Origin of the sequence: Rhodococcus sp. IEGM 1307 (genome assembly GCF_030056915.1) — a bacterium.
In the GTDB taxonomy this organism is placed as follows: Bacteria; Actinomycetota; Actinomycetes; order Mycobacteriales; family Mycobacteriaceae; genus Rhodococcus_F; species Rhodococcus_F opacus_D.
Genome location: NZ_JASHKW010000010.1, coordinates 223,151 through 247,317, shown reverse-complemented (window position 1 = coordinate 247,317; position 24,167 = coordinate 223,151). Strand labels below are relative to the sequence as shown.

The 24,167-nt window shown below is 69.4% G+C and carries 14 protein-coding genes; 7 read left to right on the top strand and 7 right to left on the bottom strand.

Annotation, left to right across the window (positions count from 1 at the left end):
• Positions 1-31: 31 nt before the first annotated feature.
• On the top strand, positions 32-1,351 hold the full coding sequence (locus QM841_RS21390; protein ID WP_283333494.1) for a DUF2252 domain-containing protein: 1,320 nt from the start codon (positions 32-34) through the stop codon (positions 1,349-1,351).
• 5 nt (positions 1,352-1,356) lie between these two features.
• Here QM841_RS21390 and QM841_RS21385 read toward each other — a convergent pair whose 3' ends face one another.
• From QM841_RS21385 to QM841_RS21375, 3 genes are all read right to left on the bottom strand, one after another.
• Positions 1,357-2,853 carry a dynamin family protein gene (locus QM841_RS21385; protein WP_105420711.1) on the bottom strand — a complete coding sequence of 499 codons (1,497 nt, stop codon included), beginning with the start codon at positions 2,851-2,853 and terminating at the stop codon, positions 1,357-1,359.
• Positions 2,850-4,694 carry a dynamin family protein gene (locus tag QM841_RS21380; RefSeq protein WP_283333493.1) on the bottom strand — a complete coding sequence of 615 codons (1,845 nt, stop codon included), beginning with the start codon at positions 4,692-4,694 and terminating at the stop codon, positions 2,850-2,852. The genes QM841_RS21385 and QM841_RS21380 overlap by 4 nt, the downstream gene beginning before the upstream one ends.
• A 170-nt stretch (positions 4,695-4,864) precedes the next feature.
• Positions 4,865-8,218 carry an IniB N-terminal domain-containing protein gene (locus QM841_RS21375; protein ID WP_283333492.1) on the bottom strand — a complete coding sequence of 1,118 codons (3,354 nt, stop codon included), beginning with the start codon at positions 8,216-8,218 and terminating at the stop codon, positions 4,865-4,867.
• 358 nt (positions 8,219-8,576) lie between these two features.
• Here QM841_RS21375 and QM841_RS21370 point away from each other — a divergent pair, with 358 nt between their 5' ends.
• The 5 genes from QM841_RS21370 to QM841_RS21350 all read left to right on the top strand — a co-directional run bounded on the left by QM841_RS21370 (position 8,577) and on the right by QM841_RS21350 (position 16,653).
• Positions 8,577-10,400, top strand: coding sequence for an Hsp70 family protein (locus QM841_RS21370; RefSeq protein ID WP_283333491.1), 1,824 nt, complete (start codon positions 8,577-8,579; stop codon positions 10,398-10,400).
• 7 nt (positions 10,401-10,407) lie between these two features.
• Complete coding sequence (locus QM841_RS21365; RefSeq protein ID WP_283333490.1) at positions 10,408-12,351, top strand: LuxR C-terminal-related transcriptional regulator; 1,944 nt, start codon at positions 10,408-10,410, stop codon at positions 12,349-12,351.
• 155 nt (positions 12,352-12,506) lie between these two features.
• Positions 12,507-13,673 carry a hypothetical protein gene (locus QM841_RS21360; protein WP_283333489.1) on the top strand — a complete coding sequence of 389 codons (1,167 nt, stop codon included), beginning with the start codon at positions 12,507-12,509 and terminating at the stop codon, positions 13,671-13,673.
• A 112-nt stretch (positions 13,674-13,785) separates the two neighbouring features.
• A complete protein-coding gene (locus tag QM841_RS21355) occupies positions 13,786-15,105 on the top strand; it encodes a S1 family peptidase (protein WP_283333488.1) in 1,320 nt (439 codons plus the stop codon).
• 237 nt (positions 15,106-15,342) lie between these two features.
• Positions 15,343-16,653: a S1 family peptidase gene (locus QM841_RS21350; protein ID WP_283333487.1), complete on the top strand. Its 1,311-nt coding sequence runs from the start codon at positions 15,343-15,345 to the stop codon at positions 16,651-16,653.
• A 431-nt stretch (positions 16,654-17,084) separates the two neighbouring features.
• Here the strand turns inward: QM841_RS21350 and QM841_RS21345 are convergent, their stop codons facing one another.
• From QM841_RS21345 to QM841_RS21330, 4 genes are all read right to left on the bottom strand, one after another.
• The gene (locus QM841_RS21345) at positions 17,085-17,786 is read right to left on the bottom strand and encodes a DUF8020 domain-containing protein (RefSeq protein ID WP_283333486.1); all 702 of its coding nucleotides are present in this window, start codon (positions 17,784-17,786) and stop codon (positions 17,085-17,087) included.
• Positions 17,783-18,523 (bottom strand): DUF8020 domain-containing protein, encoded by a 741-nt coding sequence (locus tag QM841_RS21340; RefSeq protein ID WP_283333485.1) that lies wholly within the window; start codon positions 18,521-18,523, stop codon positions 17,783-17,785. The genes QM841_RS21345 and QM841_RS21340 overlap by 4 nt, the downstream gene beginning before the upstream one ends.
• A 351-nt stretch (positions 18,524-18,874) precedes the next feature.
• Complete coding sequence (locus tag QM841_RS21335) at positions 18,875-19,546, bottom strand: DUF8020 domain-containing protein (RefSeq protein WP_283333484.1); 672 nt, start codon at positions 19,544-19,546, stop codon at positions 18,875-18,877.
• Positions 19,547-19,836: 290 nt separating this feature from the next.
• Positions 19,837-20,268 (bottom strand): hypothetical protein, encoded by a 432-nt coding sequence (locus tag QM841_RS21330; protein ID WP_283333483.1) that lies wholly within the window; start codon positions 20,266-20,268, stop codon positions 19,837-19,839.
• Between the two features lie 620 nt (positions 20,269-20,888).
• On the opposite strand from QM841_RS21330, the gene QM841_RS21325 reads away from it, so the two are divergent.
• Positions 20,889-24,143, top strand: coding sequence for a (Fe-S)-binding protein (locus QM841_RS21325; protein WP_283333482.1), 3,255 nt, complete (start codon positions 20,889-20,891; stop codon positions 24,141-24,143).
• The last annotated feature ends 24 nt before the right edge of the window (positions 24,144-24,167 follow it).

Here is a 24,167-nt window from a genome sequence, read left to right as displayed (position 1 = left end):
GCGCCCCGTGGACCGCGAGAAGGAGGCTGGTGTGGACGTCGCCGATTCCACGAGGCAGGGTCGGATCGTGGAGGTCCTCGTCGAGGCCTTCGCCGATCTGATGGAGGCGGACCCGAGTGCGTTTCGCACGAAGTTCCGGAAGATGGCCGCCGATCCGTTCGCCTTCTACCGGGGCAGCGCCTGCCTGTTCTACGACGATCTGCGTGACTTCGACGATCCGTGGGCCGACGAGCGCACCGGCCGAGTGTGGATCCACGGCGATCTGCACCTGGAGAACTTCGGCACGTACATGAACTCGGAAGGCACCCTCGTCTTCGACGTCAACGATTTCGACGAGGCGTACGTGGGGCACTTCAGCTGGGATCTTCGTCGCTTCGTCGCGAGCCTGGCCCTGATGGGCTGGCAGAAGGCCCTCCCCGAGAAGGACGTCCGCGAACTGGCCGAAACGTATCTGCGCAGCTACGTCGACCATGTCCTGCACTATGCGCGGCAGGAGACGGACGAGGACTTCGCGCTGGGCCTGGACAATTCTCGCGGCGCCATTCACGACCTCCTCCTTCGTGCGCGCCTCGCCACCCGGGTGAGCCTGCTCGAGTCCGTCACGGTGCTCGAGGACTACGATCGGCACTTCCGGCGCGGCCGCGGCGTCCGCGAAGTGGACGAGCAGGAACGCACCACCGTGAGCGAGGCGGTCGAGACGTACGTCGAGAGAATTCCGCGCAGCAAGCGGTCGGCACGGCCGGTGTTCTACCGGATCAAGGACGTGGTCGGGCGGAAGGGCTTCGGGATCGGCAGCGCCGGCCTTCCTGCGTACAACGTGCTCATCGAAGGGGCGACGCAGGCACTCGAGAACGACATCGTGCTGTCGCTCAAGCAGGGCAACGTCGCCGCCCCGAGCCGCATCGTCGACGAAACCGCCGTCCGCGGCTACTTCGAACACGAAGGTCACCGCACCGCGGTGAGTCAGCGGGCCCTGCAGGTACACACCGATCCGCTGCTCGGCTACACGGAGATCGGCGACACCGGTTTCGTGGTCGCCGAACTCTCCCCGTACGAACTGGACCTGGACTGGTCCGATCTCACCGAACCGGAGGACATCGCGCCGGTGCTCGAGGACCTCGGCCGGGCGACGGCGAAGGTGCATTGCGTCTCCGACGAGGACAGCGATCAGACCCTCGTCACGTTCCAGACCGAAAACGCCATCCAGAACGTCGTCGACGGCAGGCTGGACGAGTTCGTCGGCGAGATCGTCGACTTCGGCATCGCGTACGCCGAGGTGAGCCGCAGGGACCACCAGCTGTTCGTCAACGCGTTCCGGGAAGGGGAGATCGCGGGCGTCTCCGCCACCTAGCCGAACTACAGTCGGACGGTGTTCAGTTCCTCCAGAACACCTTCCGCGCTGCGGGCGGCGACGGTGCAGGCCCGCGCGGTGAACTGGTCGAGCAACGGGTGGCGTGCCCGTTCGCGCCACTTCCGCACCGCGGCAAGTGCCCGCATCCGCTGCAACTCCACGGAGTCGTCGCCGTCGGTGCCCAGTCGTTCGGCGATCTGGATCCCGAATCCGCCGATCAGGCGTTGCAACTCGGCCACGTCGTCGGCGGGCAACCCCACCTCGGTAGACCGCAGCCGCCCGAGCAGCCGCAGTTCCTGGAAACCGTGCACATCGGAGAGCAGCCGTTCGGCCGACATCAGGATCTCGCCCGCACCCGGCACCGGATGCGCCGTGAGCACCCGCTTGAGTGCCACGAGCGCCGAATGGGTCTTCAACTGGTCGGCCCGCTGCCCGAACTGGATGTCGATCACCTGACGCAATTCGTCGAGGCCGCTGCGTTCCACCAGTTCCGCCGCCAGCGTCGGCGAGTCCTTGGTGCCCAACCGGATCAGGGTGACGGCCATCCGGATCCCGAAGAGCCCGAAGCGGTCTGCCAGCTGAGCGCGCATCCGTGCGTCCACGGGAAGCGGACTGTCCTCACGCGCGAACCGATCGGCCGACAGCATCGCCAGGTTCAGATCGTCCACCGGGACCTCGGCCAGATGCTGGAACGCGGTGAACTCGGCCTGACGCATCGTGCGGGCACCGAGCGCCAGCAGACCCGCGACGGGGACCACGGCCTGGCACAGCCCGGTGCGCTCGAGTTCACCCGCGAACCGGGACGCCACTTCCTTCGCGGACATCATGGCGTCCAGGCGTCCCGCCCCCACCTCGTCGGCCCGCGACACGACACCGACCACACCGAGCGGTCCCGATTCGTCGCCGACGTGGTCGCCGATCTGGCCGAGGAACTGGACGTCGGTCGCGTTCAGCGTTCGCAGCAGGTAGACCACGGCGTCGGCGCCGGACGCCTCGTTGTCGGGGGTGAGCATCTCGAGGGTGCGGGCCGACACGTCCCGCGACAGCGAGGACGTGCCCGGGGTGTCGATGATCGTCGTGTGAGCCAGGGCGGACGACGGCCACTCCACGTCGAGACGGTCCACCTGGTCGGCGGTGAGGTGGCCGAGGTCGAACGTGAGATGTCCGTCCCGGCGCAGCACCGGGACGTTGGCGGAACGCTGGGCGCCACTACCGTTGTCCGGCTGGTACCAGGCCGTCACGGTGGGCGTCGACCCGCTGCGGTACCAGGTGACGACGCGGGTGCACTCGGTCGCGTCGGTGGGCGCGATGTCCTGTCCCACCAGGGAATTGAGCAGAGTGGACTTGCCTGCCTTCAGCGAACCGGCCAGAGCCACCCGCAGCGGTTGTTCCAGTCGCCGGGCACATTCGGTCAGCTGATCCCGGATCTCGGGTCTGCCCGCGTACAACTGCCGGGCGGACGCGATGAGTGCCCGGGCCTCGTGAAGTGGAGCGGCCGTCATGCCGTGACCGCTCCCGCGTCGCCTGCGACGAGTTGCGCGGCTTGCTGTTTCAATTCGGATGCGACGTGCAGATCCTTCTCGAGCTGCGCGATCCGGCGGGTCCGTTCGGTGGACTCGAGATTCGCCGCCTCCTGCGCGCCTCGCAGCGAGTCGTTGATCGACCGCAACGCCTGCTCGGCGATCGCGCTGAAATGATCGCGCAGCAACCGCTGGATCGACCGGAGCCGATCCTTCGACTCCTTGCCCACCTGGAAGCTGGCGTCGTCGGCGAACCGGCGGATAGCGGCCTTCGCCTCCGCCCGCCGCTTCAGGATCCGGCTCTCCTTGTCTTCCCGGTACGCCTTCGTGCCGAGGAGGACTCCGGCGCCGATCGAGATCGGATTGACCAGGGCCATCCCCATCATCGTGGTGATCAGACCGAACATGAGGACGCCGCCGTACGACCCGCGCATCCCGACGAGAACCTTCTGCGTGATGCCGATGCGTCCGGCCTCGAGGTCCGCGAGCGAGGCCACCGGTTCGAGGACACCGTCGACGTTCGCGACGTCCAGGTGCGGCAGTTCGACGGCACCCGTCTCGGCGAAGTGCTGCGCCACCACCTCGGCCAGCCACAGCGCACGGTCGTGGGCCCACACGAAGTTGTCGCCGATCGCGGTGGCGAATTCCTGCTCGAGCCACTGACCGAGCGCGTCCCAGTCCTTGCCGGGGTCGCCCTCGTCGACGGTCTCCTCGGCTTCCCGGGTGACGCGGCGCAACCGGTCCCGGAGGTCGTGATCGATGTCCGCGGCCAGGTCGGCGATACCGTCGCCCAGCGTCTGCTGCCACAGCGACGTCTTCTTGTGCAGCTCCTCGGCGGCGGCCTTCGCCTTCTGCAGTTCGGCGACCGCGGCCACGCCCTTCGCCGGATCACGCAGGGCGGCAAGCTCACTGCCGATCCCCAGGGTGAGATGCTCGGCCGCGGAGGACACGTCCAGCGACACGGCCCGCCGCGTGTTCGCCTCCGCCCGCGCCACCACCCGCTCGCGCAGGAACGCGTACAGGTCGACGAAACCGGATTCGGTGTTGAGTTCCTCGTCCTGCAGTCGCAGCGCGTGCGAACGCAGCACCGAGGAGATCGGGATCAGGGGAACGTCGAGACCGGCCCGCGCGAGGTGCCCGCGGTCGGCTTCGACGATCTCGCGCCAGTGCGGGTACAGGTCGGTCTTGCTGATCAGGCACGCCACCGACGGGCACAGGCTCGTGACCTGGCGGATGAAGCCGAGCTCCGGTTCGGTGAATTCCTGGCTGGCGTCGGACAGAACGAACACGGCGTCCGACGCCGGGATCAGCCCGAGGGTGCTCGCGGCGTGCGGGTTGCCGGCACCGCCCACGCCGGGCGTGTCGACCAGGACCAGACCGTCGGCGAGCAGCGGGCTCGGGACGTTGACCTCCACCCGCAGCACCTCCCGGCCCTCGGCGCGGGGCGAGGCCGGCGTGATGCCGTTCAGCTCGTCGAGCGGAAGAGGAACCCGGATCGGGTCGGCACCCGGATCGGCGAGGACCAGTTCCGCCGAAGCGGTCTCGGCGTTCTGGACGACGGTGGGGATCGCGGTGGTCTCGTCGTCGCCCACCGAGCACACGGTGAGGTTGAGGAGGGAGTTCACGAACTGGCTCTTGCCCTGCTTGAGCGGTCCGACCACCACGATCCGCATCCGCGGGTCCTGCACCCGGGTCCGGGCCGAGTCGAGGCGCTGCGCCAGATCGCCGCGACCGAACCTCTTCGCCACGTCCAGGGCCTGCTCGAGCAACGCCGTCATCGACTGGGACCCGGCTGGACTCTTCTCGGCGGCTGCACTGTCCATGAGCTTCGTTGACCCGCAATTCTTCCGACCTCTGTGCGGACACCACGTTCAGTGCACCGACACCCGACTGTGAAACAGCCCCGCACGCATAACGCGTCCGGGGCTGATTTCGTTACATCGTACGGCGGTTCCGGCCGCCCCGTCTGGGGGATGCCGGAACCGCCGTCTCATCACGGCTCGAGGTGATCGACCACGTCCGTGACGTCGTGCGTGGTGGCCACCGAGGTGTCGGTGTCACCGAACAGCGAGCCGTCGGTGTCGGCCTGCAGGCCCGAGTCGGCGCCGAACGCGTTGTCGGCGTCGATCGACGACCAGGTGTCGGCGCCGGTGTCGACGGCACCGCCCAGGGTGGACCCCAGTCCGCCTGCGATCGACCCGGTGGTGTCGGCCACGACCCCGCCGACCGCACCGAGGTCGGCCGAACCGTCCGTGGTCGCGTCCGTGTCGGCGGAACCGCCGGCCGACGCTCCACCGTCGACCGAACCGCCGGCGGACGCTCCGCCGTCGACGGCACCGCCCACTGCGGCTCCACCGTCGACCGCTCCGCCGACCGCACCGTCGAGAGCGCCTCCGACCGAGGTGCCGAGCGATCCGAGGCCACCCACGCCGCCGGACAATCCGGCGCCGAGACCGGTGACCGCGTCGGTGGTGGCATCGAGGCCACCGGTCAGACCGGCAGTGGCGTCGACCGCGCTGTCCAGGCCGCCTTCGATTCCACCGGCCACGTCACCGCCGACTCCGGCCGCGGCATCGACCGTGCCACCGAGGCTTCCGCCGACATTCGCGGCCGTGTCCAGGGCGCCACCGACCGTGCCACCCAGATTGGCCGCCGTGTCCAGGGCGCCACCGAGGTTCGCGTCCACGTTCGCACCGGCGTCGGCGACCGCGCCGACCGAGGCGCCTGCCTCGCCCACCGCGTCGACGGCACCGCCGACGCTGCCGGTCAGTGCGGAGCCGAGGCCCGCACCGGTTTCGAAGATTCCACCGAGACCACCGGTGAGACCGCTGGTCAGACCGGCGCCCAGGCCACCGGCCGTGTCCAGTCCGCCGACCAGGTTGGTTCCGAGGCTGCCGCCCAAGTCCGCTCCGGCGTCGGCAACCGCACCGACACCCGCGGCGACACCGGCACCGATGCCTGCCGCGGCGTCCGCGCCGCCTGCGACGCCGCCGCCGACCGCGCCGCCCACGTTGCCCGTGACGTCACTGCCCACGTCGAGCAGTCCACCGAGCGCGCCGTCGATGCCGCCCGTCAGGCCACCCGCGAGATCGGTGCCCGCGTCGAGCGCACCGTCCAGGGCGCCGCCCACGCCTGCTGCGGCGCCGAGTCCGAGGTCGGCGTCCAGAGCGGAGTCCAGATCGAGTCCGCCACCGGCCTCCAGAGCCGTCTCCAGTGCGGAACCGAGGGTCGCGCTGAGATCGCCGTCGGCTCCGAGGACGCCGCCGAGCGCGGTGCCCAGCGTGCTGCCGATGCTGCCCTCCGCGCCGAGAACGCTGTCGAGGTCGAGGGCGCCGCCGGTCTCCAGCGCACCGCCGAGCACGCCGCCGAGCGCCGCGCCGAGGTCGGCGCCCGCGCCGCCACCGACACCGAACGCACCGCCGAGCAGGCCGCCCAGGTCGGTCACGCCGCCGAGGTCGACTCCGCCGTCCGCGCCGAGCACCGCGTCGAGGGCCGCACCCAGACCGGCGGTGGCGTCACCGTCGACTCCGAGCACTCCGCCGAGCGCGCCGCTGATGGTGGTTCCCAGGTCGGCACCGGTGTCGAGGACACCGCCCAGCCCGAGGCCGCTCTCCAGAGCGCCACCCAGGACCGTGCCCAGGTTCGCGCCTGCCTCGCCGCCCAGCCCGAGGGCCCCGCTCAGCGCCGTCGTCAGCTCCGACGTCAGTTCCCCGCCGAGACCGAGGTCGGCGCCCAGCCCGAGGTCCAGTCCGCCGTCCAGCAGACCACCCAGGTCGATGTCCGTCACTCCGCCCGCGCCGAGCACGGCGTCGAGGGTGCTGCCCAGTTCGGCGGCCAGGCCACCGTCCAGACCGAGGGCGCCGCCGAGGACCGTGCCGAGTGCGGCGTCCAGTCCCAGTCCGCTGTCGAGTGCGCCGGACAGGGCGCCACCGAGGCCGCCGTCCAGATCGAGGGCGCCGCCGAGCAGGCCGCCCAGGGCTCCACCGAGATCGCCGCTGACGTCACCGCCCGCGCCGAGGACGCCGCCGAGGATGCCGCTCAGCGCGCCACCGAGGTCGCCGTCGGCACCGAGAACGGCGCCGAGGTCGAGTCCGCCACCGGCACCGAGAACGGCGTCCAGCGCGGTACCCAGACCGGCGGTGAGGTCGCCGCCGACTCCGAGTTCACCGCCGAGCAGTCCGCTCAGCGCACCGCCGAGGCTGCCGCCCGCGCCGAGGATCGCGTCGAGGTCCAGTCCGCCGCCCAGGTCCGCGATCGAACCGAGCGTCGCGCCGAGTGCGCCACCGAGGTCTGCGCTCAGGTCGCCGCCCGCACCGAGGACACCACCGAGAGCGCCACCGAGGACCGCGCCGAGGTCGGTGCCGAGAACTCCGCCGAGCGAGCCGGCGACGTCACCGAGCAGTTCACCGCCGAGCAGGCCTTCGAGGGTGGCGCCCAGTCCGCCGCCTGCGCCGATCGCCGCGTCGAGCGCACCGCCCAGCGCGCCGCCGAGACCGGCGTCGACACCGAGCACGCCGCCGAGGGTCGTTCCGAGCACAGCACCGAGGTCGAGGCCGCCACCGAGTCCGGCGAGGATGTCACCGTCCAGGCTGCCACCGAGGTCGACGACGCTTCCGAGGGCGGCACCGAGAGCCGCACCCAGCTCGGCGCCCAGGTCGCCGCCGATCGACAGTGCGGGGGCGAGGATCCCGGTGAGACCACCGGCCACGTCGACCACCGGCAGGGCCGTGATCGCCGCGGTGAGGGTGGTGGCGAGCTGCGCCGTCAGGTCGGCGCCCAACCCGAGGGCGCCTCCGAGGGCCCCGCTGATCGTTGCGCCGAGGTCGAGGGCACTACCGAGGTCGAGGCCACCGGTGAGGGAGAGTGCTGCGTCGAGGGCCGCACCCAGCGCGGCACCGAGCTCCGCACCGATCTCGCCGCCGATCTCCAGCGCGGCACCGAGTGCGGCACTCAGGCCGGCAGCCAGTTCCGCCGCGAAGTCGAAGTCGCCGCCCAGGCCGGCACCGAGACCGAGGCCTGCGCCGGCACCGATACCGACCGCACCGCCGAGGCCGCCGCCGAGACCGAGGCCGCCGCCCAGGCCGCCACCGACACCTGCGCCGACACCGCCCGCCACGTCACCGGCGACGTCGGCACCGGCGTTGACGATCGCGGCCAGGTCGGCCCCGCCGCCTGCGAACAGTCCCGACTCCGCGACCAGCGGAGCAACGGACACGATGTCCGCGTGGCTCACACCCTGCAGGCCGGCGGCGCACAGCGCCTCGGTCGGGTTGGCGCAGTAGGCAGCCGCAGCCTGCTCGTCGCGAAGAAGGCCGAGGATGAAGTCGAGGACGGCGTTGGTAGCCATGGCAGCTCTCCTGTAGTCGAGGTTCGGGGAGTTCGGGTGGCCACCACAACTGCTGTGACGGCGAGTGAAATACACGTTATGGATCGGCGGCCCCCTTCCCAACGGGGCGGCGCCCCCTACTCGGGGACCCCGGTATCGGGGATCTCCCATCGGGGGTCGGGGCCTCCCCGTTAGGGGATAGGGGGCCATTAGGGGATCGGCCCCGTAACTGCCGTCGACCAGCGGAGTCGGCGTAACGAAACGGCCGCTCCACGCGACAATTCGAGTGACCACGACGGCTTCGGCCGTCACATACGACGGCGGCACCGTCCGCCTGACGCAGGCGGCGTGACGCCCGCCCGGACCACAGGAGTGGAACATGGCTGCAGCGCTCGGCATCGGTGTCGGATCGGTCAATACGGTGGCCGCCGTCGACACGGACGGGGCGAGCGTGACGGATGCCGCCGACCTCACCGTCCTGTCCCGCGCCAGTGTTCTCCACCTCTCCCCCGATCGCGCTCCGGTCCTCGGCGACGACGCGAGCGACCCGGACGCGGTGACGGTGTCCGACTTCGCGAACCGCGTGGGCGACCCGGTCGGGATCCTCACCGACGACGGCTCGACCTACTCCGGTGAAGACCTGGTGGCCACCGCCGTGAGCTGCATCGTGCACGAGGCCGCGTCGGGCCGCCACGGCCTCCCGACCACCGTCGTCGCCCACCCGACCGTCTGGCCGCCGTACACCGTCGGTGTCCTCGCCGACGCGCTCGAGCAGGCCGGCGTCACGGACGCGACCCTGGTGTCGGAGGCGCAGGCGGTGATGACGTGGCTCGAACGGACCCGCGGCACTCTCGGCGACGCGTTGACCGTCATCTACGACCTCGGCGGCACCTCGCTCGACATCACCCTCTTCCGTTCGGACGCACACGGCACGGAGACCGGCGTCCTCGGCAAGCCGGTGCGGTCCGAGGACTTCGGTGGCGCCCACTTCGACCACGCCACCATGCAGTACGTCCTCGGCAACGTCGCCGAGGAGTTCGGCGACATCGACCCGTTCGCCCCCGACACGGTCGCCGCCCTCACCCGGTTGCGGACCCGCTGCACCGCGGCGAAGGAGGCGCTGTCCTCCGACACCGAAGCCACCATCGGCATCGAACTGCCCGGCATCTCCACCGACGTGCGGCTGGTGCGCTCGGAACTCGAAGACCTGATCCGCGCGTCCCTGCAGGAATCGGTGACGCTGGTGCGCGAGAGCATCCACGCCGCCGGCCTCGAATCCAGCGACGTCACCCAGGTGGTGCTCACCGGCGGAAGCGCCGCGATCCCGCTGGTCGCCGAACTCCTGTCGGCGGAACTGCGTGTTCCCGTCGTCGCAGCCGAACGTCCGGGCCACACCGCGGCCCTGGGCGCCGCCCTGCTCGCCGCCGACAACGACGCGGGACGCGCCGCCGCCCCGACCGTCGCGCGGATGCCGGTCGTCGTGCCCACCGCGGCACCTGCAGCGCCCGTCGCCGCCCCGACCGTCGAGCCGGACGCCGAGACCGTCGTCTTCGCCGCCCGCACCCCCGCACCGACCCTCGGCGAGCCCGCCGCCACCGGGATGTCGCGGAAGAAGAAGGCCGGGATCATCACCGCCTCCGCCGCGGCCATCGCCCTGCTCGCCGCGGGTGGGCTGTCGCTCGGCACGGCCCTCGACAGCGCACCGTCGTCGTCCAGCTCGGGTTCCACCACGTCGCAGTCGTCGGGCACGTCGGCGGGCGCGGCATCCACGTCCGGTGTTCCTGCCGAGGCCGCCGCGACGGGCGCCACCACTCCCGGCACCGAGGCGGCAGGCATCGCCGCCGCGACCGGTGTCCCCGGCACCGCGGCCGGCGTCGCCACCCCGATCGCCGCACCCGGCACCGTCCCACCCGGCACCGTCGCACCGGCCGCGGCCGCACCGGTCGCTGCAGCGCCGGGCACCGCACCGGCACCCGCGGCCGAGGTACCCGCACCCGCACCTGCCCCGGCTCCCGCGCCCGCACCTGCCCCCGCTCCGGCCCCGAGCGTTCCCCAGACCGACGGCGGCGCCGCGATCGCCAACACCATCGTCGGCGGTGCCGGCGCGGTGGGTGACACCGTCAACGGAGTGGGCGACACGGTCGGCGGCGTCGTCGGCGGAGTCACCGGCCTGGTGCCCGGCGTCCTCGGCAACGGCGGATAGGGCGCCGGTGTCCACGCTGCCCTCACCGCTTCCTCCCACGGAACTCGCGGAGCTCGACGGCCCGCAACTGTCCGCTCTCGCACTGGTTCTGCTCGGCAGCGACCTCGACGAGACCGTGGTCGCCCGAGTACTCGACGTCGAACCCGACCGTGCCCGCGCCGCTGTCGACGCGCTCCGCGCGGACGGCTGGGTCGACGAACGGGACGCGCTGGTTCTGGCGGACCACACGCATCTCACGACAACGCTCGGCGAAAACCGGCTGACCACGCTCGCTCGCCGCCTGCTCACCCATCACGTCGACGGCGGAACGCTCACGCTTCCCGTCGCCCGCGCGATCGCCGCGACCGGCACACCGAGCGACGATCTGAGCCAATTTCTCTGCGCCCAGGCCGAACTCGCCGAACCGGCCACCGCCGTCGCGTTGTATTCCGAAGCCTGCCGGGTCGGCAGGCTCGGCGACAGTGCCGTCGTCGCATACGCCGAGGCCAGCGCCCTGAACGGCGACCTCGACACCGCGGTTGGCCTGGCCGATTCGGTCCTCGAACGGTCCGGCACCGTCGGCGATGCGGAACTCGCTGCGGCGGTCAGGATTTCGGCCGCCGGCGCCGCGTTCTGCGGCATGATCGATCGCAGCGCCGAACTGTACGCCTGGCTCGGCGCCGACCGGGCGGGCGCCGACGCCTCCCTCGCGGCCGCCGTCCTGGTGGTGGCAGGGCGACTCGACGACGCCGAAGCCGTCCTCGCCACCAGCGCGGGCGCACCCCCCACCGCCGCCACCGCCGGAGCCGCACTCGTAGCGACCGGACTCGTCCAATCGGTGACCGCGTCCGCCAACGCCGCACTGAACTCACTGACGCGTGCGCTGTCGCTGCCCGGTCGCGCGTCCCGGCCACGGGTGCTTCCCGACTCCCCCGCCGCGATCACCGCCCTCGCCGCGCTCCACTGCGGCGAACTCGCCCACGCGGACGCCGTCCTCGCCCGGGCACGGGAAACCGAACGGCCCGGCAGTGTCACCGCGAACCGGCATCAGCTGCTCACCGCCTGGACATCCATGGTCCGCGGCGACCTCGCCGCGGCGCAGTCCCGGCTCGACGGCCTCGACGCCGCGTCGATGCGGCAACGCGATCTGCTGTTCCTCCACGGCCTGCGGGTCGGGCTGGCCCGGCGCACCGGCGACAACGCCGCACTGCTCCAGGCCTGGGCAGGCGCGCAGGGCGTCCTCGCCGAGTACTCGGTGGACCTGCTGAGCCTGCTGCCGCTCGGCGAACTGTGGCTGACATCGATCCGGGTCGGCGAACCCGCCCGGATCACTCACCTCGTCGAGGACGCGCAATCGTTGCTGCGGACGCTCGGCGAGCCGGCGATGTGGGGTTCGGCGCTGCACTGGTACGGCGTGCAGGCCTCGATCCTCGCCGAATGCCCCGCAGATCTGATGCCCCACGCCCGCGCACTCGGCGATGCTGCCAAGGTCAGCACGTACGCGTCCGGGCTCGCCACCGCCGGTCGCGCCTGGCTGCGTGTGCTGCAGGGCGACATCGACGCCGCATCCGTCGAGGACGCGGCCCGCACCCTCGACCGGATCGGCCTGCCGTGGGACGGTGCGCGCCTCGCGGGTGAAGCCGCGCTGCGCGCGTCCGACACGAGGGTCGCGACCACGCTCCTGCAGGTCGCGAGGGCCCTGCGGCAGCCGACGTCCGCGGGCAACGGCACCGACTCCGCGGTCGTGTCGAGTCCGAGCACACCGGGATCGCTCACCGACCGCGAGGCCGAGGTGGCCGAACTGCTCGTCCAGGGGCTGACGTACCGGGAGATCGGGTCGCGCCTCTACATCTCCGCCAAGACCATCGAGCACCACGTCGCGCGGATCCGGCGGCGGCTGGGCGCCGGGTCGCGGTCGGAGCTGCTGTCGATGCTGCGTGCGATGGGCCACGGGTATTCCGCCGACTCCTGACCCGTGAGTACTTATTAACCGCGGGTGGTTAATAAGTACTCACGGGCGCCGGAGGCACAGCAGCGCCCGGTGTAACCATTCGACTGCGGCAGGCGACACACTGTGCACATGGTGCGATGACGCACTCCCTCGAACTGTGCCAGTAAGGATCTTTCATGACCACCGGAGTCGGACTCACCGTCGGCGATGCGGTTTCCACAGCGGTGGTGACCGCTTCCGGAACCGACGTGAGGACGATCGAACACCCGTCTGTCCTGTTCACGGCCCCGGACGGCACGGTTCAGCTCGGCGACCCCGGCACGGAATCGACCGGCGCCGTCCGCGACTTCCTGGCCCGCGTCGGTGAGCCCGCGGGCATCGAGTACGCGGGCTCGCTGACCCGCGCCGAGGACCTCGTCGCGACGGCGATGTTCTGCCTCTTCAGGGAGGCCGCGGACGGACTGTCGGGGACGGTGAAGGTCACCGCGACCCATCCGTCGGACTGGGCGCCGGAGATCGTCACGAAACTGCGCGAATCCCTCGACTACATGGGCCTGGGCGAGGCGACACTCATCCCGGAGTCGGTGGCGCTCGCCGCCTCGCCGGAGTCCCCGGCCCACGGCGCGGCACTGCTGGCGGCCGGGCTGGCACTGACCGACGAGGACACGAGCGCCGACACCGAGTCGATTCCGGTCGTCGAGGCCCCGATGCACACCGCGTACTCCGCGGTGACGGCGGTGCCCGCAGCCGCAGCCGCGGCCGCTGCCGCATATCCGCCCGCCGAGACCGAGGCGTCCGCTCCCACGAGTACACCGACGCCACCCGCCAAGCGCACGAACCGTCGGCCGCTGATCATCGCCGGTGTCGCCGCGGCCGCACTGGTGGTGGCAGGTGGGGCGCTCGCGTTCGCGCTCACCGGCAACGGCAGCACCGCGGTCCCGACGATCCAGGACGCCCAGACCGCGTCGGTGACGACGTCCAGCGCACGACCCACGACGGCCGCTTCCGTTGTCTTGCCGACGGCGAGCACGCAGGAGGTGGCCGTGACGACGGAGGTTCAGGCCCCCGTCCCGGTCGCTCCGCCGCCTGCACCGGTGGAGACGACATCCGTGTTCGTGCCGCCGCCTCCGCCCTCGACGACGACGCCGGAGATCACGCTTCCCTCGACCACCACGGTCACGCAGACCACCACCACGACGACGACCGCCGCTACGACCACGACGACGACGCCGGAGACGACCACCACAACAACAACCACGACGACGACGCTGAAGGAACCCGCGGCCGCGACCACCACCACGACCACGCCCGCAAAGCCTGCTCTCAAAAGCCCAGGTGAGTGAGGCTCTGGTCACACCTCCCCGACCGTCTGACTCGTCCGTAGCTTAAGGTGGGGCGCTGATACCCACCCCAGAAGGAATCCTCAGTGAACGGATTCCGTGCAGAAGGGATTTCATGCGTAACGTGCTGGCGCACCGCGCCGCTGTTGTAGGCGCCTCGGCAATGCTTCTTCTCTTTCCGTTTTCCACTGCCGCCCAGGCCGACCCTGTTACGCAGCCCGACACCACTCAGCTGAGCGCCGACAAGTTGCCGGCCGAACTCGTCGAGGCCATCACCCGCGACCTGAAGATCAGCCCGCAGGAGTACCTCGACCGCGCCGCGAAGGCACAGGAGCTGGGCAGTTACGCCGAGGACTTCCGGGAGCAGCATCCCGACGACTTCGCCGGGGCCTGGATCGGCCTCGACGGCCAGCCCGTCGTCGCGGTCACCACGAACGAGGCCGCCGACGCCGCAGCCAAGGCCGGGTACGACACCCGCATTGCGCCGGTGTCCGCGAACGGCCTGGAGAAGACCCTCTCCGACGTGAACGGCTGGATCGCGGGACTGCCGAAGGACGTGGCTTCCCAGGTCAACTCCGCGTCGATCGACGTCCTCGAGAACCGCGTCGTCATCGACGTCGTCAACAGCCCCATCGGCCAGGCGCTGAACCTGCCGACGCTGCTCGCGAACGTCAAGGTCATGCTGAGCCCCGGCGGCGGCGGTCCGGTGGAGCGCGGTCCCCTCGCCGGTGACACCTACATCACCACTGCGGGTGAGCTGCCGAAGACGCCGATCTCGGAGATCTCCGTCTGCTCGCTGGGCTTCAACGCCGTGGACGACAGCGGCCAGGCCGTCAACATCAGCGCCGGACACTGCAACCCTGCCGAGGGTCAGCCGTCGCCGGTGTTCCTTCCCAATCACCAGAACGTCGACGACAGCCAGCAGATCGGCGCCTTCTCGAAGTCGTCGGTGGGCAACCCGGCCGACAAGCTGGACTACTCGGTGATCAAGCTCAACGAGGCCGGCGTCAAGGCCGGTCTGGACCGTCCCGCGGTTCGCGGCGCGAACGGCACCACGCTGGAGATCACCGGCACCGCCCGGCCCGTCGTCGGCGCCCCGATCTGCAAGTCGGGCCAGACGTCGTCGTTCACGTGTGGTGTGGTGGCAGCCGATCACGTCGAGACGCAACTGTTCGTCGCCGACGGTTCGAGCCGCGTGGTCAACGGTTTCGCCGGCACGGCCTGCACCCTCGCGGGTGACAGCGGCGGCGCCATCGTCACCGGAACCCTCGCGTTGGGCATCACCAGTGGTTCCAACGCCAGTGGCGCCCCCAACTGCACGGAGGCGAACCTGGTGCTGGCACCGGAGGGTGGCACCGCCAGCCTCGGCATCCCCGTCGCCGACATCGTGGACACGCTCGGATCCGGGATGCGCGTGCGCACCATCTCCGACTAGTTCTGCCCCGCTTCACCCTGTGCCCGGTGTCCGTTCGCTCGGACACCGGGCACAGGTGTGTTCCGGCCTCGTGTCCGCTTTGTCCTGCAGCGTCGTCCACCGAGAGTGTTACAGGTGGGAATAGACGGGGCGAACCCATATAGTCGACTCCGACTGTGTACGGCCTTACCTGTCGGGGGGTCGTATTCGTATGCGCCCGCGAGGCGACTGCGAACAAACAAAAATAGAAAGGCCCCCATGCGAAGCTCCATCGCACGTCGTGCCGCCGTGTTCGGCTCCGCCGCGCTGCTGCTCCTCGGCCCGGTCGCCGCCTCCGCTCAGGCCGATCCGGTCGAGCCCGGAGTGTCCGGCCAGGCCGGCAAGCTTCCCGCGGAACTGATCGACGCGATCCAGCGTGATCTGTCGCTGAGCCCGGACCAGTACCTGGAGCACTCCGAGCTGGGCCAGAAGCTGGCCGAGTTCGCGAAGACCGCCCGCACCCAGTTCCCGGACGCGTTCGCCGGAACCTGGCTCGACAACGCCGGCACCCCGATCGTCGGGCTCGCCGACGGCGCCGACAAGGACGCTGCGGTCGCCGCGGCCGAGAAGGCCGGCTTCCAGGTGAAGGATGTGGCACAGAGCGAGAGCAGCCTGCAGGCTCAGGTGAAGTCGCTCGACGGTTGGCTGGACACCCAGCCGCCCGCCGTCGCGGATCTCGTTCGCGGTGTGGCCATCGACATCGTGAACAACGATCTCGTGCTCCGCGCCGACAACGTGGGCGGGTTGCAGCTTCCGGACTTCCTGAAGGGCGCACGCGTCGTGCAGTCGCCCGCCACGGCGGCTCCGCTGCCGTCCACCGACCTCACCCCCATCGCCGAACCGCTCCCCGCCGACGCCCTGCTGGGCGGCGACGCGTACGGCTCGCTCGGCGGCGGAGTCGGGCTGCGCTGCTCGCTCGGTTTCAACGGCACCGACAGTTCGGGCGGCCCGGTGAACATCACGGCCGGACACTGCGACCCCAACCGGGACGCTGCCGGCACCTCGGAGGCGTCGGAGGCGTTCTCTCTGGTCCCGGGTGGCACCGGTCCGCGGATCGGCACGTTCGCCAAGACCAGCCTGGACATCCACGACTACTCGATCATCCGGGCCGACGACAGCGCCGCACGCCGGTTCGAGAACAACGGCGTCCGGGTTCCCGGCGCCGCGCCGGTCGCCATCACCGGAACCGCCGACCCGATTGTCGGCGCCCCGGTGTGCAAGTCGGGTCTGACCACCGGTTTCACGTGCGGTGTCGTCACGTCCGTGGCACAGACCGTCTCGGTCGGTGAGCGCACGCTGGCCGACAGCTTCTCGACGAGCATGTGCGCCCTGCAGGGCGACAGCGGCGGCACGATCGTGACCGGCACGCTGGCACTCGGAATCTCGAGCGCGTCCAACGTCGGGCAGTACCCGATCTGCCAGGTCGCGGACGTCGTCACGTTCGTCCTCGGCGAGAGCCCCGAGTTGTTCGCCACGCCGATCAACGAGGTGCTGGCCGAGAACCCGGGTCTGCGCGTGCGCACCTCGTAACGCACTCCGCCTGCGACAGCGGCCCGCTTCCCTCTCGGGAGGCGGGCCGTTGTCGTCGGTCGTGCACTCGGGCCGCGTAGGGCCGGACCGCTCGCGCGTCGCGCAGGGTGGTGCAAGGAACAGTTGTTTTCCGCAGTGATCGAGGACAGCGCGACGCGGGTGGCCGACAGCCAGACGGACATGATCGATCGCCACCTCGGTGACGTGAACGACCTCGAGTCGGACCTCGTCGCACTCGGCCGTGAGTGGGTCACGATCCCCACCCGGGATTTCGCGGACCATTTCGCTATGGTTCGGCAGATCAACGCGGAGGCTGCCCACTTCCCGCAGGCCGCGCTCGACGCCTGGCAGGAGGCCGGACCGCGCCGTCGGCGATCGTCACTGACGGGGTCGCGGCCTTCCTCGACGGCTACCGAGCGCGCGGGAAGTGATCAGGTGGTGGGCTCGGGCGCGGGTGGAACGAACGGCGTGTTGATGGTGACGAGGTACTGGATTCCGAGGATCACCAGTGCGGCGCCGCCCACGAAGATGGTTCCCGCCAGCCCGCCGGCGGCGAATCCCGCCAGCAGCCCGCCGAGGCACCCGACCGGCGTGCCGATCACGGTCACGGCGAACAGGCCGCACCCGACCGCGAGACCCACGGCACCGAAGATCACACCGAAGATCAGACCGCCGATCAGCGTCGCGTAACCGAGGTAGCTGTTGAAGTCGGCGAGAGCCGAATCGTCGCGCTCTTCCTGAGTGTCGAAACCGTCCTGCGCAACCGATTTCAGGGCCGACGCGACGTCGGCGGGAACGTGTGGGGTGAGCGTCACCGTCCGCCCGTCGAGGTCGGCGTCGATCGGATAGACGGCGTCGCCGACGCGAATCGTGAGCGGCAGCGCAGCCACCACCTTGCCGCCGTCGTCCACCACCTCGATCGCTTCCCGGGTGTCGGTGATCCGGAAGGCGCCCGCGTCGATCGACGTGACGACGGACTCCCCCTCGGCGTGCGCCTCGTAGCCGATGTCGGACGAATCCTGCTGCGCCAGTGGAGCTGTGTGTGCGGTCCCCGCGGAGATTCCGAGTGCCGCGACGACGAGGAACACTGCTCCGGTGACGGCCCGCAGGTTCCGTGCGAACCGGCCGCTCATGCCGTGGGTTCCGGTGCGACGAACGGGCTGTTGATGGTGTTGAAGTACTGGATTCCCAGAACCACCAGGGCGCCACCACCGACGACGATGGTGCCGGCAAGCGCGACGACGGGCGCGACGATCAGCGCACCTCCGATGCACCCGGCCACCGGGCCGGCGAGGCCGAGAAATGGAATCACCAACGCGGCCGTGCCGGGGATGACACCGATCGCGCAACCGATCGCCCCGCCGATGATGGCGGCGACGATCGCGGTGATCGCGCTCGTGATCCCGAGCTGCTGCTGAAAGTCGTCGAGTGCGCGGTCGTCGCGTTCCTGCTTGTCCTGCGGCGCGGCGACGTCGTCGAGGGTCAGCCGCTCCGACACGGGGACGGGCGTCGCTGCCGACGGATCCATGTTCGGGGCGAGTCTCAGGACGCGAGCGGTCTCGTCGACCGTAACGGCGAAGGGATGCTGCAGGTCGTCGACCCGGAAGAACGTGGGAATGGACGCGACGACGCGGCCGCCGTCGTCGACCACGTCGACGGTGTCGTTCGCGGCGTTGATCGAGAAGGCGCCGGCGTCGAGGGTGGCCACAGCGGCGTCACCGTCGCGGGCGGTCTGGTAGTTGATGTTCGGGATGCCCTGTTCCGTACCCGGCTGGGGTGCGGCGGCCGGATCAGCGTATGACGTGGCCGCCCCGACACCCATCGCCGCGACGACGAGCAGGGAGGTGGCAGTAAACCGTCGGAGGTTCATCGAGATCCGTTTCGAGAGCAGCGCTGTGACGGACGAAGGTTAGCCTAAGCATGGGCTCACCAGGCAGGTCACCTCCGCCGGTGTGACGAGGTTCACTTACGCGAGGCCGCACAAGGACGAACCGCCCGCCTCCGAAGGGAGGCGGGCGGTTCGAGGTACTGCGGGGTGCGGCTACTTCACCCACTTCGCCATGCAGGTAGGCCCTGCTCACATCTCTCGTGAAGACGTCAGAGCAGCTTCGGTCCGACCGTCACGATTGTGATCACGTAGCCAAAGATGTCGGCCAAGATGCCAAACAGTTCCGCCATGGATTCTCACACCTCTCCTGGGCGCCTGCGCCCTGACAACTGGCTACTTCGCCTTCTTGTCGTTCTTCGCCCAGATCGTGGTGCCCTCGGGCGCCGCAAGCGTCTGGGCCAGCTGGATACCCGCAATGACGAGCGTCGGCCCACCGACTACGACGGTTCCGGCGATTGCGCCGACTGCCGCGAACACCGGGACGGTCGCCAGCGCCACAGGCCCCGCAATCAGGCCGACCAATCCGATCGCGCCTCCCACGACAGTGCCGGCCAGCCCACCGACCGCAGAGGCCAGTGCAAGTTGCTGACCGAAATTGGCCTGCGCACGGGTGTTTTCTTCGACCGAAGCAACATCGTGCAGCGGGAGATCAGCGTCTGCGATCGGCGTCGCCTGTGCGCGATCGATGACCGGCGTCAACGTGAGCGTCTTACCGTCATCGCTGACCTTCTCTTCGAAAGGGAACTGCAGACCGTCGAACCGGTACGCGAGGGGCAGCGAGACGACGGCATTTCCAGCACCGTCTTCGAGCGCAACAGATTGCCCATCCGACGACACGACGAATGCACCTGCATCGATCTTCGTGACGACGGCACGATCCTCAACGTGAGTCTCGTAGCCGATCTGCCCCTGAGGCTCGGCCGGATCAGCGATCGCAAGCCCAGATCCTGTGGCGAAGACACTCGCCACCAAAGCCGATGTCGTGACGACTCGACGCAACTTCATTCGGTTCCCCTTATAAGTCCAACCCCATCCGTTGCTAAACAGTAACTTGCTGATGTGATAGATCCCAATTGAGACTCGACTCGAGAAAAGTGCCGAAATAATAGTCGGCGAGGGGTTATGAAATTTCGCCCCGGGACGGGACTCCGACCGAATTTGAAGAATGGCACCAGTCGCTGGTGTAGTTATTCCTACAGAAAGCGGGGAACCGGTCGGTTTCTTTGAGCGGCCCCACACACGACTCGGCCCCGCCGTGCAGGACACGACGGGGCCGGGCGCTGATGCGAGGGGCCCTACTCGTCCCTGTCCGCGTACATCGACGTCCCCGGAGCGGCGTTGTACGTCTCCCACAACTGATATGCGCTGACGCCGAGAGTCGGGCCGCCGGCGACGATGGTTCCAATAACCCCGCCGATACCGGCTCCGGTCACCAGTCCGGCGACACAGCCAGCGGGAAGTGTTGCGATACAGCCGATTCCGGCTCCAGCAATGGTTCCGACCAGGCTTCCGACCGTGACGGCGATGCCGACCTGCGCACCGAACTGGGCGAACGCCCTGTCGTTCTCCTCACGGGACGCGACGTCGTTGAACGGAAGCGTCCCGGGTGCCGTGGACGTCACGGCCGGCGCCGGCGCCGGAACCGGTCCCGCATGTGACACTCCGGCAGCAAGCCCCATGGCGGCGACCGCCATCCCTGCCGTGACTGCAGCTTGTCTCACGATCATTGATGCCTCATTTCAGGAGCGTCCCGACGAAGTTCTGGTGTGATCGAAGTGCACTGCTCGGCCCCCCGTGTGACCGCTGGCCAGGGCCGGAAAACACGCTCAGAGTAACAGCGGAATCACGGCCGAAATGTTCATTGACGAAAAATTCATCACACCCGCAAGTTACCGATCAGTAGCGATTCGAATGGGTGTAATTCGCGCGAATTGCACGGCCTGAATTACCTCACCCGGGACGGATTTCGGCAGCGTCGACGTGAGCACCCGAAATAGTTGCCCATCGTTATCCGGTCGCAATGCAAACGCGTCGAATTCGTGACGAAAACGACCGTCGGAGCCCTCTCGCGAAGCAGGCGGGTACCGCTTCCGGCGGCAGCCGGCCGAAGTTAGGGCGACCTTGGGTGAACGCCGCGATTCCGACCCTTTAACGTGGCGAACAGAAAGTCCGATTGTGGCATGCACCACATGCCCCATCGGCGCCCGAGCTGCAGAGATCCCGCTGAGCGCCGGTAAGTTACCCGCAGGTACACTGAATAAGTTACTAGCGGGTAACTTAGCAAGCGTTAGGATCACGAGCAGTCCCGAGGTGGCCGCCCTGCCGCCCTGAAACGAAAGGCCGCGACATGAATGCCCTGACGATCACGTTGGGCACCATCGGCGTGCTGCTGAGCCTCGTATGTTGGTTCTCCTTCATCACTGGCGCATTGAAGATGGTCAACGTCGTCCGGATCGGCCAGTCGGCCCCGGACCGATGGCGTCCCTTTTTCCCGCGCTTCAAGCAGATGTGTGTGGAGTTCATCGCGCACACCCGCATGAGCAAGTTCCGCACCGTCGGCTGGGCTCACTGGCTGGTCATGGTCGGGTTCATGCTCGGAGCCATCGTGTGGTTCGAGGCGTACGGGCAGACGTTCGACCCGGCGTTCCACTGGCCACTGGTCGGTAACACCGCCGTCTACCACTTCATCGACGAGATCCTGGGCCTCGGCACGGTCATCGGTATCACCACGCTGATCGTGATCCGCCAGCTCAATCACCCCCGCGTGCCCGCCCGGCTGTCCCGGTTCAGTGGCTCCGATTTCAAGGCCGCGTATTTCGTCGAGGCCGTCGTCCTCATCGAGGGCCTGGGCATGATCTTCGTGAAGGCCGGCAAGATCGCCACCTACGGCCACGCCAACCCGTGGACCGACTTCTTCACGATGAACCTCGCGAAGCTGCTGCCCGCGAGCCCGAACATGGTCGCGTTCTTCGCCTTCGTCAAGCTGATGTCGGGCATGATCTGGCTCTACGTCGTCGGACGCAACATCACCTGGGGTGTCGCCTGGCACCGCTTCGCGGCGTTCGCGAACATCTACTTCAAGCGTGAGGACGACGGCGACGTCGCCCTCGGTGCGGCCAAGCCGATGATGTCGGGCGGCAAGCCCATCAACATGGAGGACGCCGACCCCGACACCGACACGTTCGGCGCCGGCAACATCGAGGACTTCTCCTGGAAGGGCTGGCTGGACTTCACCACCTGCACCGAGTGCGGGCGCTGCCAGTCGCAGTGTCCCGCCTGGAACACCGGCAAGCCGCTGTCCCCGAAGCTGCTGATCACCTCGCTGCGTGACCACGGTTACGCGAAGGCCCCGTACCTGCTGGCCGGTGGCCGCAAGGACATGGGCGGCGACGAGATCGGCCTGGTGGACGGCGACGGCGCCGTGGACGAGACCAAACTGGCCGCAATCCCCGAGGCTGCGCGCCGGGAGGCCGAGCGCAAGCTGGTCGGCGAGACCGTCGACGGCGAGCTGGCCCCGGTCATCGACGCCGAGACGCTGTGGAGCTGCACCAACTGCGGCGCGTGTGTCGAGCAGTGCCCCGTCGACATCGAGCACGTCGACCACATCATCGACATGCGCCGCTACCAGGTGCTGATCGAGTCGGAGTTCCCGTCCGAGCTGGCCGGCCTGTTCAAGAACCTCGAGAACAAGGGCAACCCCTGGGGTCAGAACTCCAAGGACCGTCTCAACTGGATCAGTGAGATGGACTTCGAGATCCCGGTGTTCGGCCAGGATGCCGACAGCTTCGAGGACTACGAGTACCTGTTCTGGGTCGGCTGCGCCGGCGCCTACGAGGACCGCGCCAAGAAGACCACCAAGGCCGTCGCCGAACTGCTCGCCACCGCCGGCGTGAAGTTCATGGTCCTCGGCGCCGACGAGACGTGCACCGGCGACTCCGCTCGTCGCGCAGGTAACGAATTCCTGTTCCAGCAGCTCGCCATGCAGAACATCGAGTTGCTGAACTCGGTCTTCGACGGCGTCGAGCAGCGCAAGCGCAAGATCGTCGTCACCTGCGCGCACTGCTTCAACGCCCTCGGCAACGAGTACCCGGAGGTCGGCGGCGACTACGAGGTGGTTCACCACACTCAGCTGCTCAACCGCCTGGTCCGCCAGAAGAAGCTGATCCCGGTCGCATCCGTCGGGGAGGACGTCACCTACCACGACCCCTGCTTCCTCGGCCGCCACAACAAGGTCTACGACGCTCCCCGCGAGCTGATGGAGGCCTCCGGCGCCAAGTTGAAGGAAATGCCCCGTCACGGCGAACGGTCCATGTGCTGTGGTGCCGGTGGTGCCCGCATGTGGATGGAAGAGAACATCGGCAAGCGCATCAACATCGACCGGGTCGACGAGGCGCTCAGCACGGATCCGAAGAAGATCGCGACCGGCTGCCCGTTCTGCCGCGTCATGCTCACCGACGGTGTCACCGCTCGCCAGGAGTCCGGCCAGGGCGAGGGCGTCGAGGTCGTCGACGTCGCCCAGCTGATGCTCTCGTCCATCACGCGTCTCGAGCCCGAGAAGCTGAGCGAGAACATCAAGGTCATTCCCCGCGAGAAGCCGGCCGAACCGGCCGGATCGCCGGCAGCAGCCGAGGCCACGGCCGAGGTAATCGAGAAGGAGCGCGTCGAAGAGGTCGAGGAGGCCGCTGCAACGCCGGCCGCCACGGAAGCTCCAACGGGCAAGGGCCTGGCGATGAAGGGCCTGGCCAAGGCACCCGGGGCGAAGGCTCCCGGCGCCAAGGCACCCGGCAAGGGACTCGGCATGGCAGGCGGGGCGAAGGCTCCCGGCAAGGGACTCGGCATGGCAGGCGGAGCGAAGGCTCCCGGCGCCAAGAAGGCAGCTCCCGCACCAGCCGACGGTACGGAGGCGCCCGCAGCGGAGGCACCCAAGCCCAAGGGTCTGGGACTCGCCGGCGGTGCGAAGGCACCGGGCGGCAAGGGTCTGCAGATGAAGGGTGCCGCCAAGGCTCCCGGCGCGAAGGCCGCCGCTCCGGCTGCCGACGAACCGGCGGCAGAGGCTCCCGCAGCGGAAACCCCTGCTCAGGATGCCTCCGCGGCGAAGCCGAAGGGACTCGGACTCGCGTCCGGCGCCAAGGCACCGGGCGGCAAGGGTCTGCAGATGAAGGGCAAGGCGAAGGCTCCCGGCGCGAAGGCCGCTCCCGCGGACGCTCCCGCCGAGCCGGCAGTCGCCGAACCCCAGGCTGCCGAACCGCAGGTCGCCGACACCTCCTCGGCTTCGGAGGCCCCCGCAGCCGAGGCGCCGAAGGCTCCCCCGGCGGCGAAGGCCGGTGGACTCGGTTTCAAGAGCGGCGCCAAGGCTCCCGGAGCCCGAAAGGCCGCGGCCCCCAAGGCCGCAGCTCCGAAGGCCGAAGCACCAAAGGCGGAGGCTCCCGCAGCTGAAGCGCCGAAGGTCGAGGCAACCGAGACCGCGGCTCCGAAGGTCGAGGAGTCGAACGGCGATGGATCCAACGGCAAGGCACCGGAAACGGTGAAGGCTCCGCCGCCGGCCAAGCCCGGCGGACTCGGTTTCAAGGCAGGCGCGAAGGCACCCGGCCGGAAGAGCTAGCCGACAGCAGTGACAGCAGCGCCC

Bases quoted from the DNA above. Each gene is read 5' to 3' on its own strand.
- QM841_RS21385 (WP_105420711.1), bottom strand. From the start codon at position 2,853: ATGACGGCCGCTCCACTTCACGAGGCCCGGGCACTCATCGCGTCCGCC.
- QM841_RS21380 (WP_283333493.1), bottom strand. From the start codon at position 4,694: ATGGACAGTGCAGCCGCCGAGAAGAGTCCAGCCGGGTCCCAGTCGATG.
- QM841_RS21375 (WP_283333492.1), bottom strand. From the start codon at position 8,218: ATGGCTACCAACGCCGTCCTCGACTTCATCCTCGGCCTTCTTCGCGAC.
- QM841_RS21370 (WP_283333491.1), top strand. From the start codon at position 8,577: ATGGCTGCAGCGCTCGGCATCGGTGTCGGATCGGTCAATACGGTGGCC.
- QM841_RS21360 (WP_283333489.1), top strand. From the start codon at position 12,507: ATGACCACCGGAGTCGGACTCACCGTCGGCGATGCGGTTTCCACAGCG.
- QM841_RS21355 (WP_283333488.1), top strand. From the start codon at position 13,786: ATGCGTAACGTGCTGGCGCACCGCGCCGCTGTTGTAGGCGCCTCGGCA.
- QM841_RS21350 (WP_283333487.1), top strand. From the start codon at position 15,343: ATGCGAAGCTCCATCGCACGTCGTGCCGCCGTGTTCGGCTCCGCCGCG.
- QM841_RS21345 (WP_283333486.1), bottom strand. From the start codon at position 17,786: ATGAGCGGCCGGTTCGCACGGAACCTGCGGGCCGTCACCGGAGCAGTG.
- QM841_RS21340 (WP_283333485.1), bottom strand. From the start codon at position 18,523: ATGAACCTCCGACGGTTTACTGCCACCTCCCTGCTCGTCGTCGCGGCG.
- QM841_RS21335 (WP_283333484.1), bottom strand. From the start codon at position 19,546: ATGAAGTTGCGTCGAGTCGTCACGACATCGGCTTTGGTGGCGAGTGTC.
- QM841_RS21330 (WP_283333483.1), bottom strand. From the start codon at position 20,268: ATGATCGTGAGACAAGCTGCAGTCACGGCAGGGATGGCGGTCGCCGCC.
- QM841_RS21325 (WP_283333482.1), top strand. From the start codon at position 20,889: ATGAATGCCCTGACGATCACGTTGGGCACCATCGGCGTGCTGCTGAGC.